The sequence below is a fragment of the Haliscomenobacter sp. genome (assembly GCF_965225875.1).
Taxonomy (GTDB): Bacteria; Bacteroidota; Bacteroidia; order Chitinophagales; family Saprospiraceae; genus Haliscomenobacter.
In genome coordinates, this window is the sequence record NZ_CBDDBS010000001.1 from 186730 (window position 1) to 201159 (window position 14430).

The 14430-nt window shown below is 49.4% G+C and carries 10 protein-coding genes; all 10 read right to left on the minus strand.

Annotated features, from left to right (window positions below):
* Window positions 1-162: 162 nt before the first annotated feature.
* On the minus strand, window positions 163-1485 hold the full coding sequence (locus ACO08K_RS00715) for a TolC family protein (protein WP_421794464.1): 1323 nt from the start codon (window positions 1483-1485) through the stop codon (window positions 163-165).
* Window positions 1460-4534: an efflux RND transporter permease subunit gene (locus ACO08K_RS00720; RefSeq protein WP_421794465.1), complete on the minus strand. Its 3075-nt coding sequence runs from the start codon at window positions 4532-4534 to the stop codon at window positions 1460-1462. The genes ACO08K_RS00715 and ACO08K_RS00720 overlap by 26 nt, the downstream gene beginning before the upstream one ends.
* Window positions 4531-5637: an efflux RND transporter periplasmic adaptor subunit gene (locus tag ACO08K_RS00725; protein ID WP_421794466.1), complete on the minus strand. Its 1107-nt coding sequence runs from the start codon at window positions 5635-5637 to the stop codon at window positions 4531-4533. Before ACO08K_RS00725 ends, ACO08K_RS00720 begins: the two co-directional genes overlap by 4 nt.
* A 285-nt stretch (window positions 5638-5922) precedes the next feature.
* A complete protein-coding gene (locus tag ACO08K_RS00730) occupies window positions 5923-6795 on the minus strand; it encodes a LytR/AlgR family response regulator transcription factor (protein WP_421794467.1) in 873 nt (290 codons plus the stop codon).
* Window positions 6796-6849: 54 nt separating this feature from the next.
* The gene (locus ACO08K_RS00735) at window positions 6850-8040 is read right to left on the minus strand and encodes a serine hydrolase domain-containing protein (protein WP_421794468.1); all 1191 of its coding nucleotides are present in this window, start codon (window positions 8038-8040) and stop codon (window positions 6850-6852) included.
* A gap of 5 nt (window positions 8041-8045) precedes the next feature.
* Window positions 8046-8612 (minus strand): hypothetical protein, encoded by a 567-nt coding sequence (locus ACO08K_RS00740; RefSeq protein WP_421794469.1) that lies wholly within the window; start codon window positions 8610-8612, stop codon window positions 8046-8048.
* Window positions 8613-8906: 294 nt separating this feature from the next.
* The gene (locus ACO08K_RS00745; RefSeq protein WP_421794470.1) at window positions 8907-10157 is read right to left on the minus strand and encodes a M20 metallopeptidase family protein; all 1251 of its coding nucleotides are present in this window, start codon (window positions 10155-10157) and stop codon (window positions 8907-8909) included.
* A 143-nt stretch (window positions 10158-10300) separates the two neighbouring features.
* Window positions 10301-12010, minus strand: coding sequence for an AMP-binding protein (locus tag ACO08K_RS00750; protein ID WP_421794471.1), 1710 nt, complete (start codon window positions 12008-12010; stop codon window positions 10301-10303).
* 244 nt (window positions 12011-12254) lie between these two features.
* Window positions 12255-13025, minus strand: coding sequence for an SDR family oxidoreductase (locus ACO08K_RS00755; RefSeq protein ID WP_421794472.1), 771 nt, complete (start codon window positions 13023-13025; stop codon window positions 12255-12257).
* 48 nt (window positions 13026-13073) lie between these two features.
* Window positions 13074-14390, minus strand: coding sequence for a flavin-containing monooxygenase (locus ACO08K_RS00760; protein WP_421794473.1), 1317 nt, complete (start codon window positions 14388-14390; stop codon window positions 13074-13076).
* Window positions 14391-14430: the final 40 nt, after the last annotated feature.

The following is a 14430-nucleotide window of genomic DNA, read 5'->3' on the forward strand; positions in this document are numbered from 1 at the left end:
TTTATAAAATAGGAAAAGGCGCTGGGAGATGAACTCCGGGCGCCTTTTTTGTTTAGAAGTTGAGGAGTTTAGAAGTTGAGGCTGCCGCGAGTGATTTTGACCTTGTCATTGTATAAGTCACTCGCGGTAGCCTAAACTCCTCAACCTCTCAACTCCTCAACCTTACTGAAACATTTTCATCCCCGCCAAATCCAGCAGTTCAATCTCCGCTTGTTTGAGACGGAAACCAGCCTGAATGGCCCTATCCCGTGCCTGAACCTCCAGAAGGGTAGATTCCCGCACCTCAAAATTGGTGATTTTCCCCAAACGGTACAATTCCCGCGCCAGATTGGCCTGATCCACAGTTACCCGTAGGTTGGCGTCTTCCAGGTCGCGCAATTGTTTGAGCGATTGGTAATCGGCGTAGCGGGTGCGGATTTGTGCTTCGAGCGTATACAAAAGTTCATCCTGCCGCAATTTGACATTCTCTTCTGCGATTTTTGCATTGGCCAAATTCTGTTTGCGCAAATGCCCATCGTAGATCGGATAACGAGCGGTGAGGCCCACCACCGGGCCAAGGTTGCGGTTGGAAAGGATCAAACCCACAGCGTTGCGCTGATAAGAATAGTTCAAGTTTGCAGTCAGATCAAGTTCAGGTTTGAAAGTGCCTTTGATCTCCCGGGTATTCAAGGAGGCGATTTGTTGATCTAGTTTGCTCAGAATGATGTCCGGGTGCGACTGCTTGGCATTTTGTACCAACTCATCAACACTGATCACCATTTGAGAAGCAAGAGTGGTATCCACCCGAAACGGTTCATCAACCGGGCGATTCAACAATTGATTGAAAGCCATATAAAGCCTTCTGATATCGGCCTCCTGCTGCACCAGGCGGGCACTATCTGCCGTCAAACGCGAGCGGGACTGCAACAATTCCAATCCGGTAGCACTACCAATGGTCTTTTTGGCTTGCACCAGATTGAGCAGGTCGCGATCCAGACGTACCGCATAACGCAGGTTGTCGGTAGTGCGCTCCAACTGAACGATGTTGTAATAAGACAGCGTGATGTTTGCCGCCACCGCCTGCATTTGTGCCGTGGTGAGTGCCCGGCTCTGTTGTTCAAAAGCAGTTAAACGATCACGTGCAGCGTACATGCGCCAGCCATCGTAAAGGGTCCATAGCGCTTCTACCGCCAAACGGGTATTAAAAGTACCTGCATTGGGCGCCCCTCTTGTTTCTCCATTGAAGAAATTTTGCTGGGTATTGTTGATGGCATAGGAAACGGTTCCCGTAGTGTTTACCGTTGGTGTCATTCCTGCCCGAGCCGGCGTATTGTTGTTGATGGCAATTTGCTCTTGCTGGCGCAGGATCTGGATGTTGAAATTTTTCTCCAAACCCACTTTTACAGCATCCTCTACGCGCAGCAGAGGCTGAGCGTAAGAGGATGAAATAGTAAATAGGATTAGTGATAAACAGATAATATTATTCAGCAACTGCGATCGCTTCATGCTTCACTACTTTTTGTCGGTTGAAAAAGGTGTAAATGGCTGGAATCACGTAGAGGGTGAGGATCAAAGAGAAACTCAGGCCACCAATGATTGAAACGCCCATCGGGATCCGGCTCGTCGAAGCAGCACCCAAGGCCAATGCAATCGGTACAACCCCCAGAATGGTGGCAATACTGGTCATCAGGATGGGACGCAAACGCAAGGTCGCCGACTCAACAGCTGCCTCGTAAGCACTCATACCTTCCTCCATTTTTTGATTGGCAAATTCTACAATCAAAATCCCGTTTTTGGTTACAATACCCACCAAAACGATGATCCCAATTTCGCTAAAGATGTTGAGCGTATGGTTGAACCACCACAACGACAACAAAGCCCCAACCAGCGCCAGTGGCACCGTGAACATGATGATCAATGGATCAAAGAAACTTTCAAATTGGGCAGCCAGGGTAAGGTAAACCAGCGCCAAAGCCAATAAGAAGGCAAACATGATCCCGCTTGAACTTTCTTTAAAGTCCTTGGAGGTACCAGTTAATGCTGTTTGGAAAGACTCATTCAAGACCTTTGCCTTAACCCTTTCCATCGCTTCGATCCCCTGGCCAATGGTGAACCCGGGATTTAAACCCGCAGATACCGTAGCTGACAGATAACGATCATAGCGATAGAGTTGAGGTGGACTGGATTGTTCAATGATCCGTACTACGTTACTGATCGGGATCAATTCGCCAGGTTTGTTCCGCACATATAAAGAGGACAAGTCGCGAGGATCGTCTCGGTAAATGCGGTCTGCTTCACCAATGACTTCATATTGCTTGCTGTCTTTGATGAAATAACCATAACGCTGACCAGCGTAATACAGCTGGAGGGTTTCCGCAACATCCCGTACATTGAGTTGCAATTTACGCGCACGTTCGCGGTCAATTTCCAGACGTAGTTCGGGTTTGTTGAATTTTAAATCCAGGTCGGTTATCGCAAATTCAGGTTGCTTCGCCGCTTCTTCCATAAAAAGCGGCATTTTTTCCTTCAAATCATCAAAATTCGGTGCTTGAACCACAAACTGTACGGGCAAACCACCCGCCCGGCGATCCGTTGCGATGGTCTGTTCCTGAGTAATGAGTGAACGAGCATAGTTCAACTGAGCAATTTTGGGAAACAGAAACTTGGCCAATTCATCCTGGGTCCGGGTACGCTCTTCGGGTTGTTTGAGGATGATGTTGACAAATCCGGAGTTCACCGCACCGGCACCACTAAACCCAGGAGCAGTTACCGCAATAACGGCCCGCTTCTCCGGCAGGGTATCCACCATTTTGAGCACTTCCAGTACGTAACGGTCCATGATCTCAAAAGAAGTACCTTCTGGTGCCGTCATCTGTACCCGTAAGCTGCTTTTATCCTCCATCGGAGCCAACTCGGTAGGAATTTTTTTCATCAAAGTGTAGATACCAAAACCAGCCAGAATGGTGACAAGCCAGGCAACTCCTCTTACCCGCATAAAGCTTTTCAAGGTACTGTTGTACAAATTCGTCATCCCGCTGAAAAAACCTTCGGTCAGGTTGTAGATGTAGCCATGTTTTTGTTGTTTCAAAAAACGGGCGCTCATCATCGGCGTCAAGGTGAGCGAAACAATCATTGAAATCAGGATGGATCCCGCTACCGTAATTCCGAACTCACGGAACAACCGCCCCGTTAAACCTTGCAAAAATACAATGGGTAAGAATACAATGATCAGGGTGATCGAAGTAGAAATGATGGCGAAGTAAATTTCCTTTGAACCTTCATGGGCTGCTTCATAAGGTTTTTGCCCCTCTTCAATCCGCCGGAAGATGTTTTCCATCACCACGATGGCATCATCCACCACCAAACCCGTTGCCAATACAATTCCCAAAAGGGTCAGGATATTGATGGAGAAATTGAACACATACATGATGAAAAAAGCACCAATCAAGGAAATTGGAATGGCGATAACAGGAATCAGGGTTGTCCGCCAGTTGCGCAGGAACAAGAAGATCACCAATACAACCAGGCCAAAGGCTAGCATAAGGGTTTCTTCTACCTCCTTGATGGCTTTGCGGATACTGATGGTACCGTCAAAAGCATAGTCCAGGGTGATGTCTTCAGGTATGTTCTTCTTTATTTCGGCGACCCGATCGTACACCCGGTCAGCAATGTCGATGTAATTGGCACCCGGCAGTGGCGTAATGGCCACCCCTACCATGGGAATGACATTGTTGCCCCGGAGGATAGATCTTTTGTTTTGCGGCTCCAGATCCACTGTAGCTACATCACTCAACAGGATCGTACCCGAGCCGTTGTCGCGCAGAACAATATTGGAAAATTCTTCGGGCGTGGAAAGCTTCCCTTCCGTCCGCAGGGTCAACTCAGTGCGGTATCCTTCCACCCGACCAGATGGCAATTCGATGTTTTGGGTCCGCAAGGCATCGCGCACATCCACCGGCGTAAGCTGGTATGCGGATAGCAACGTTGGGTCCATTTTGATGCGAATGGCATACCGCTTTTCCCCCCAAATCCGAATATTGGAGATTCCAGGGATGGTTTGGATGCGCTCTTTCATCACGTTGTTGGCGAACTCGCTCAACTGCATCAGGTTCCGGCGATTGCTTTGGACCGTGATGGACATGATGGGGTTAGAGTTCGCATCAGATTTAGAAACAACGGGGGGGTCGGCATCCAAAGGCAGGTTGCGCTGCGCCTGAGATACTTTTTCGCGCACGTCGTTGGCGGCGGCTTCCAGGTCAATTCCCAATTCGAACTCAACCCGGATGTTGCTCCGGCCATCCGAACAGGTACTGGACAGCGAGCGAATCCCCGCAATCCCGTTGATACTCTCTTCCAGTGGCTCCGTAATTTGTGATTCAATTACATCCGCCGCAGCCCCAGTGTAGCTAGTCTGCACTGATACCACCGGTGGGTCCACACTGGGATACTCCCGTAAGCCCAATGAACGAAAACCAATGTACCCAAAAAGAACAATCACTATGGAGATCACCGTAGCCATTACCGGCCGGTCGATGCTCAAAGAAGACATATTCATAGGCCATTCGAATTTGGAGATTCAAGCAATTTGGTTGGAATCACGGGCATACCTTCTTTTAGTGCCAATAAGCCCGAAAGAATCACGGTATCGCCAGGTGCCAGGCCGTCTAAAATGGCTATAGCAGATTCCAGACGCTGACCCGCCAATACGGTCTGCATTTTTACTTTCCCCCCCTTGATCACCAGCACTTGCTGGCCATTCAAAATGGGAATAACTGCATCGGTAGGCACCAATACTGCCGCATTGTTCTGGCTGGTGATGACTTGTACTTTGGCGAAGTTACCCGGCTTCAAAGTGCCATTGGGGTTCGCACAACGCGCCCGGGCGGTAAGGGTACGGGAATTAGCATTTACTTCATTGCTCAAAGCATAAATGTCTGCGCTGAAGTTTTCATTGAGCCCTTCCACTTTGAAACGAATGCGTTGACCTGCTTTCAGGTCGCGGGAAAAACGCTCGGGAACTTCAAATTCCAGTTTAATGGGGTTGGTTTGTTGCAAACCTACCAGGATGTCGTTGGGAGATACATAAGCACCTTCACTCAACTGGCGCAATCCCAATTTCCCACTAAATGGCGCCCGGATGCGGGTTTTGTCCAATGCAACCTGCGTAATGCGCATATCGGCCCGGGTTTGATCCAGGGTAAGACCAATCCGGTCGTAATCCTCTTGAGAAATCCCGTCGATGGCTAAAAGGTCTTTGGCGCGTTTGAGCTCTCGCTCGTTATAAGCTTCACTGACTTTAAGTTTGGCGTATTGCGCCTCCAGCTCTTCGCGATCCAGTTCAGCCAGAAGGGTACCTTTTTGCACCAATGCGCCTTCTTTGAAGAGCAGTTTGGTCATCCGTCCGGAACGTTCGGGGCGAATGTCGACTTGTTCGTTGGGGACAAGGTTACCCGTAGTGAACAGTGTGTTTTCCAGTACTTGCGAGTTGACGATCATGTAATCGACTGGAGTGGGAGGCGGAGGACCACCCGGGCCGCCAGGGCCGCCTGGTTTTCCACCAGGACCAGTAGCCATAGCAGTTTCAGCTTTTTTTCCACCACAAGAAGTCAATACAATACTGACAAGAACCAGACAGAGCAGGGAAGAAATGTACTTCATAAAAATTGCAGGTTAGTAAAATCGAACAAATATTGTTCACGTGCAAAATGGACTTTAAATTGTAAGAGCTTGTGTAAACCAGCTCTAAGCCGGAAAAATACGAAACTTTATTGGGTCAGTTACTTGAAGTTTAAACAATTGCGACCGAGTGCGGGTTGAAAGGGAAAAATGTCGTCTAGCGACGGGGAAAGGTTGTTGGTCGTCGGTGGAAAATTGATGGATGGGTAAAATACTTTTGGCTGTCTAAAAACCGATTCAAATAGGCTACAATTATCAGGTAAACTGTTATTCTGATTGACCGATCATCCAGTGCTTAAAGGTATTTGCTTTTTTCCTACTCACACTCACCTCTTCCGAAAAAGCCGGATTCAATTGCAAAAGCAAACGCCCCGACCCATCCGTTTCCACCTTGCGAATCGCTTGGCGATGGGCAATAATTTGTCGATTGAGCCGGAAGAACTCGCTGCCTGGCAGGCTTTCTTCCAACTGCTCTAAAGTCTGATCAACGGTGAAGGATTGCCCTTGCAGGTTGCGGATCACGCATAAATCTCCTGCCACACTGAGGTAGGCAATTTCCTCGAGGTTCAAAGGTACCTGGGCTTTGCCCTGATTGACCAATAAACTGCGCAAAGAACGCCCAGTGGATAGATTGGTACTGAGTGTTATGGGATTTTCCAAACTGCTGATCCGATCCTGCAAACCTTCCACCACTTGCTGATGGTAAACCCGCAACCACATTCCGGTGTACAACAAGTGCATCACCAGCAAAAACATACAAGCCATCGGGATATCGGTCATAAAAACAATCTCGATGTTGAACAGCGGATGCCGTTGCGCCAGATAGGTATTGTACACAAATGTAACCATCAAAACAATGAAGCTGGAGAGGCCAAAACAGGTGGCACCTTGGATCAATGCGCGGGGTAAGGCTTGCGTCACCCAGGAATATTTTTTGTCAAAACGGAGGATAAAAAATCGGTTGAGCTCCCAAATCAAAAAGGTAACCAAAATGGATACTCCCAAATCCAGATAGTACTGTGGGTCCTTCAACAATTGGCCAAATGAGGCGACCTCCCCAATGTTGCGGTACAGGAATCCCCACAATGGAATGGCAATCAAACGAAGGTTGCGGTCAGGATAGGAAATGGATAAAAGCATAGCTGTACGTTCGGTGCAAAAGTACAACTATGCTTTTATTCTCTAAAATGTTAATCACGGCAACTTAGACAATGTTTCCGGTACCCGATTCACCAGCACACTACTCAAAAAAGCAAAACGCCCACCTCCTTCCCGACCCACATTGGTAGAAGTAAATACCGTTATTTTTTGTTGAGGCAAATAAATCAAGGAGCATTGGCCACCGATGCCGCCGCCGTAGTGCCCAAACTCGGGCTGCCCACCACCAAAATTCACCCATACCAAGCCCAAACCATAATCCGGCTCAGTTGACTGTTTGCCCTGCACCCAACTCGTCATTTCCTTCCAGGATTGTGCATTCAACAATTTTCCGCTAGCCAGCGCATCCATAAAAGTGACCAAATCGAGCGGGGAGGAGATGATTCCATCTTCTCCATACCCGGAATAAGCCGCGATGTTGAGGTTGGTTTGGGTGCAGTTTTCCAATACCCCATTGGCGTACCGATCCCAATAATGGTTGGGCAAAGTTAGGTTGCCAGGATAGCCGCTTTGTAGTTTATAATAGGTGTTTTTTAATTGCAAAGGCTCCAGGATTTCTGCCTCGATGACCTCGGCATGGTCTTTTCCGCTGGCTTTTTCGAGCACATAGGTCAGGAGCAAATAATTGGTATTGGCGTAGGCCCAATCGGTTCCCGGTTGGAAAAGCAGCGGTTTTTCAATGACGTATTCCAACAGCTCCTCCCGTGACCAAGGGCGGGTAGGCCGATTGAGCAAGTCCGAGAGTCGCTGTAAGTCCTCGTGAAACTCCCGATACCCCGAAGTTTGATTGAGCAACATGCGCACCGTGACACCCTTTGCCTGGGTTAAGCGATTGGCAATTGCTGTGGGCAAATAATTGGCAATCGGGTCGTCCAGTTTCAACAAACCTCGTTCAGCCAGGCGCAAAGTAGCCACAGCAATAAAGGTTTTGCTGACACTGTAAGCGTGTTGAACCTGGCAAGTTTGCATGGGGGTTTGATCTTCCAGTTTGGACAAGCCGCTGGCTCCAGCCCAAACTCCACGGGAATCCTTGACCGCCACTACTGCGCCGGGAATACCTTCGGCAACAAAGCTGTCGATCAACATTTGTAAACGCCCCGCCAAAGGATGAGTGGGGTTAATGCCCGGTGCCGCACAGTTTTGCTGCGGCGCAATGGCTTGTTCGGTGCTCTCGCAGGCACTCAGGAGCCCGAGTACCAGCAGGAATAAAATGGGTGCAATTTTCATGGGAATTAAAATTTGAAGGTTTGCCCTACGGTGATCAAATGGACGGGAAAAACGGGGAAGGCTTCGTTGTAGCCTAGGAGCGCCTGTGCCTGATACTGCACAAAAGGCCGCCAATGTTCACTAACCCGATAGCCCAGATGCAGGCCCGCAGGTACAAAAAAGAGCGCCTTTTGGTTCTTTTGAGTTTGCCATTGACCTTCTGCATCCCGCACCAGGCCCGGCCCCGAACCCTGATTCAATTGGTAGCCCAGGCCCAGATCAAAACCAGCCTCAATCTTGCCGAAGTGGGGATGATAACTGAATTGACTTTGCAGGTAAAAACTACTGCCTTGGGCGCGGGTGCGGTAATGCCCCAAATCCAGGCGCAACCCCGATGTTTCCGCTTGATTGAGCGGATAAGTGATGCCCGCACTGAGGCCCATATTCCGGAAATTTTCACTGAGCCGATAGCCCGGCATGCCAAAAGCCGGGAAGTTCAAAGAGACTTGATACAGGAGTTTGGACTGCGCCCTCCCCCAGCCTACTACGGCCAGTATGAGTAAACTTGCAGCCAGCATTTTGTACTTTTTCATGATCCTTCATTGTTGGATGATCGAATGATTTCGTTGAATAAAGGATGCAAAAAGCACGGGCCAGGCCGCAGAATTGGCGGGGCTTTGCGGCTGAAGTGACGGAAATAAGGGGGTGAAAGAGCGGGAATGAAGGGTGAAAAAGCAGGAGAAAAATGAATGCCTGAGCTACGCGCCTTTTGAAAAGTTCCTTAGCGCAAGATTGTGCAGACAAACCCCTTCGAAAGTCCGAAACTTTCGAAGGGGGCGTTCGGAGTCGTACTTCGTCTCCATTATTTTCAGATTGGGTAATGCGGTTTAATAATCTCTACCCATTTTAAACAACTGAATCAGCGCCGCAGTCATTGCCGTAACCCCGGTACGGATCGTCCCAGGTGGATACGGGTTAAAAACCGAGCTATGCAGCGGCGGGTAGGTTTCCGTAGGTTTGGCTTGCATGTTTTCATCAAATTTATCCGGATTGACCGAGCCAAGCCAAACGAAGCCCAATGGAATTTTGCCCTCCAGCCCATAACTTGAAAAATCCTCGCCGAAGGTGTAACATGGTTCCTGGCGTACCCTATCTTTCCCCAAGGTCTGTTCAAAACTGGACTGTAATTCGTCCATCAACGCCACATCATTGATCACGGGTTTGGTAAAAAAGCCGCGCTCAATGACTTCGGGGAACAGCTCTTTCGGCAAACCCGAGGCAATGGCTTCCCCCTCGCAAATCTGTTTGATTTCCGCCATGATTTTCTCATAAACGGCCACGCTGAAGCACCGTACCGTGAGTTTCAATTCCACCTGATCGGGCAAAATATTGTGCGACGACCCCCCGTGAATGCTACAAACCGACACTACGGTAGGTTCAAAAGGCGACATCACCCGGCTGACGATGGTTTGCAAACGCATAATGATACTCGAAGCCAGCACCACCGCGTCTTTGGTGGTTTGGGGGTAGCCCCCGTGGCCGCTCACCCCTTTGACGATGATTTTGGGCATTTCGATCAAAGCCATCGCTGGGCCACGCACTACTCCGATGGTGCCAGCTGGCAAGGTTGGTGAAACATGGTAGGCCAAAGCCGCTTTTGGCATTGGAAAATGATCAAACAAACCCGCTTTGATGAGTTTATCGGCGCCATTGTCAAATTCTTCACCGGGTTGGGTCACAAAAACCATCGTACCCGCCCATTCCGATTTCAATTTAGCCATTGTTCTTGCAACCCCAACCAAGTTTGCAGAATGCAAAGAATGTCCGCATTGATGTCCGACATTGGGAATTTTAGATGCCCAGGCTTCTCCGCGCAGGTCAGGTTGGGGCAAGGCATCACAATCGGCCCGAAATAAGTAGGTGGGGCCTTCGCCATTTTTCATCACCCCAACAACTCCCGTTTCGCGCACCATTTCGACCACATCACAACCCGCAGCGCGAAGCTCTTCGGCCTGCCGTTTGGAGGTATTAAAGGTGTCCATCCCGAGTTCGGGGTTTTCGTTGTAGTGGCAAAAGAGGTTAAAAATGTGCTCGTAATCTGCTTCGACGTGCTGGCGGATGGTGTCAATTAATGGCATGTTGAGGAAATGTGGTGATGGAATTGAGGACAAATCTACTGAAGTTGTTACTTAGGTTTCTAAGGTGGTGAAAATTTAGGTCACTCTTTTTCTTTCACCGCCTTAGAAACCACAGGCACCTAAGAAACACCTTAGCAGGCGAGCTACTCCCAAATCACCCGCTCTCCCTTTTCAAACCAATACTCATACTGCTCCGCATACTTCCGATTCAAGGCCTCCCGCCGGATTTTCAAAGTTGGAGTAAGCACCCCGTTTTCAACTGCCCAGGGCTCCCGGGTGATGACCACCGCCTTCACCCGCTCATAATGTGCCAATCCAGCATTAACCTCCTCAAGGGTTTGGATCAAAGAAGCTTGGACCATTTCCAGGGGCGTTTTTTGGCCAATTTCAGAAAGTACGGCCAGTGCCAGGGGTTGTGGGATGGAAAAACCCACCACACACAACTGCTCGATGTAGCTGTTTTTGGCGAAACCCCATTCAATCGGCGCGGGGACGATGAATTTCCCTTTTGCGGATTTAAACGTATCGGAAACCCGGCCAGTCAGTTTCAGGTAACCATCCGGGGTGATTTCCCCCTGATCGCCCGTATGAAGCCAGCCATCCTGAATAACTTGAGCAGTGCGTTCCGGGTCATTGTAATACCCGGCCATCACCCAGGGTGCCCGCATGATCACTTCCTGGGTTTGGGGATCGATGCGGACTTCAACATTGGCCATGGGTTTGCCCACTGTGCCGGGGCGGATGTCGGCGCGGGGCATCAAGGTACAGCCCCCCGCGTTTTCCGTCATGGCGTAAACTTCCTGAACGGCAAGACCGAGTTTATTGAAAAAAGACTTTAACGAATCGGGTGTAGGTGCCGCACCGGTCAACAAAACCCTAGCTTTACTCAAACCCAGTCCTTGAATGATTTTTTTCTTCAAAAATGCCCCCAGTACTGGAATCGAGAGCAACAAATTCAAGCGCTTTTCTGGCAAACGCTCCAAAATGGCCAATTGAAATTTGGACCAAATGCGCGGCACGGCCAGGAATAGGGTGGGTTGGGTGCTTTGTAGATTTTGGGCAAAAGTATTGATAGACTCGCTGAAAGAAACGGTGCCCCCGGTGGCCATACTGGCACATTCAATGATGATGCGTTCGGCAATGTGATTGAGGGGCAGGAAGGAGAAAAAGCGGTGGTCTTCGGTAGAAAAATCGATCAGGTTGCCATTGACTTTTTCGTTGTGAATCAAGGCTGCGGCGTGGTAATAATTCAGCATTACGCCCTTGGGTACGCCGGTGGTGCCGGAGGTAAAAATGACTGTCCACAGCTCATGAAGTCCTGGTAGTGGATTGCCTTCGATGGGGGTGACACTGTCCAATAATTGGTCCCAATCCAGGCCTTCTTCAACCAATGAATTGCCTGGGTAGTGAGGGAAACGAATCAGTTCAACTCCTTCCACCACTCCTGATCGCATGCTGGGCCAATCGTCCAGTTTGCCCACCAACATAACCTTTGCCTCACTAGCTACCAAGGCCTGATTGAGCTCTTTAGCGGTCAGGTTGGGATAAAAAGGCACTGAAACAAACCCGCCCATCATCAGCGCCAGATCGGCAACGATCCAGTGGTAGCAGTTTTTGGATACGATGGCTACCTTATCTCCTGGTTCCAGACCCATTCCATGAAGAGCCCGAACGAGGCGGCGCGCCATTTGTCCAACTTCGCTCCAGGAGTAGGTTTTCCAATCATTTCCTTCAGGTTGCCGCAAAAAAACGGCATCCCCTTTTTTTTGTTCCCACTCATAAAAATAGGCCAAAATGCTCTTCAGGTCGGCTTCATTCAAACCTATGAGTTCTTGTTTGTCTTGCAGCACCATGGACTGATGTTTGCTACATTACTGGATTTTTTGCTCGGAAGGCATCAATTACCACGTGCTTTAGCGCGTGGACCGGGTTCTGGCTTTTGACTGGGCTTTAGCCAACGCCTTTAATTTCAAGCCAGGGCTAAAGCCCAAATTCAAGGGTGACCCTGTGACCCCAGGCTGAAGCCTGGGGCAATTGATGTCCTCCGAGCAAAATGCCCAGTAGTGTGAATGTTTTCGCAAAGTATTACGCTCTTGTTTAAATCTGAAACTGTTGGCCATGTAGGCGTTGCCCACCATCTACGTACATGGTTTCACCCGTGATGTAGGAGGCAAAAGGAGAAACCAAAAACACACTCAACCAGGCCACTTCATCAGTAGTACCAAGGCGTTGCATCGGAATGGTTTCGGCCAGGCCGTTCAACATCTCGGGGGGATAGTTTTCAAGCCCGGAGGATTGGATGATCCCCGGAGCCACTGCATTCACCCGAATGTTGTATTTGCTCCACTCCACGGCCAGGGTTTTGGTCAGGTTGTCCACTCCGGCGCGGGCCGCACCAGTGTGGGCCATCCCAGGCACACCGCGGTAAATATTGACGATGATGTTGAGAATAGACCCTTGTTTTTGGGGGATAAAAAAAGCTTTGGCCATCGCCTGGGTCATGTACCAGGTGCCGTTGAGGTTGTTGTTGATGACGGCATTCCAGCCTTTTTCAGCCATGTCTTCGGCCAGAGAGGGGAATTGCCCGCCCGCGTTGTTGACCAGGATATCGAGACGACCGGCTTTTTCCCGGATAAATTCCACGAGTTGTTGAATCTGGGCACTATCACGAATGTCGCATACCTGGTAGTGGCAAGTGCCCAGTTGGCTCAGGCTCGCTTGGGCTTTTTGGAGTTTTTCTTCCTTGCGCCCGGAGATAAAAACCTGGGCACCTGACTTCAACAATTGGCTGGCAATGGCGTATCCGATGCCACTTCCGCCGCCGGTAACCAGGGCAACTTGTTGGGAAAAAACGTTGGCTTGCAGCATGATGAAATGGACTAAAGGGTGAATGTGCGGAATTGCTACTGAAAAATATTAATAAACAGAATTGCTCGTTTCTAGCGACCAAGCCGGAGCATTTTTGGGTATCTGCCTTTTCAATTCCCGCTCAAATTCATGCGCGTGAACCTCAATGCTGTGGCGTTTGGCCTTGAGGAATTCCCGACTAACGTGCTCGGCATCCTTTTCGGCCAACTCTGCCAGATTTTTGGGCAAGGTCCAGCGCCCGGCAATGTAATTTGCAGCCAGCTTGGCCTGTAAATCACTGTACGGCCAAACGGCACCCTGCGGTTGAAAAAGCCCAATAAAAATCAGGCTAGGGTGTTCGGGATGGAACATGCGCAGGTAAAGGGGAACCCGGTCAGCTTCTTCATAATTGATAAAATCAGGCGCAAAAAAAGGAGTGCTGATTTTGTAACCCGTTGCTGCAATGATGGTATCGTACTCTTCCGCTACCCCATCCGCAAAAAACACCTTACGGCCTTCCACCTTCACCAGACCCTTGCGGGGATGGACTTTGCCGTGACGGATTTTGTACAACAACTCGGAATTTACCGTAGGGTGCGCTTTGAGTACCGGAAAATCTGGATCAGGCAAACCGTAGTCTGAATATTTCCCCACCTGGATGCGCAGACTCAGTTGGCGCAAAAATGCTGCAATAGGTTTCGGAACCCACAACATCTGACCGTTAAAGGTATCCGTGGGTTTGCCCATAAAAAACTTGGGCACGATGTATTGTGGGCCGCGGGTGCTGATGGCCACAAAACTGGCTACCCGACTGATTTCCACCGCACAATCACAACCGGAATTGCCTGCACCAACGATCAAGACCCTTTGATCCTTGAATGGCGCGGCAGTTTTATAATTATGGGAATGCAAGTACCTGCCCCCAAATTGCGCTGGCCAGTTCTCCGGGTGTCGGGGCACATTGTGATGCCCGTTGGCAACCAACAAATAATCAAAGGTTTCTTGTTGGCCGTCGCCAAGGGTGATTACCCATTTTTCACTTGCTATTTTTTCTGCCTTTTGTACTTTGGTATTGAAGCGGATGTAGGGATACAAACCAAAATGCGCGGCATAAGCCTGAAAGTATTTCAACAATTGATCGTGGGAAGGGTAATCTGGGTACTCCGCAGGCATAGGGAAATCGGCATACTGCGACATCGTTTTGGAACTGATGATGTGGGTCGTCTCACACACGCTGGAATGAGATTCCTCTGCCGAGTACACCCAATTGCCGCCAATCTGCTCATTTTGCTCGTAACAGACGACATCACTCAGCCCCGCTTGCAATAAATTTTTCAAAGTGGTAATACCCGAACAGCCTGCGCCAATGACACAAATTCGCTTCATGATCCGATGTAGTTTTTTATCAACTTCAAGTAAAAATAGT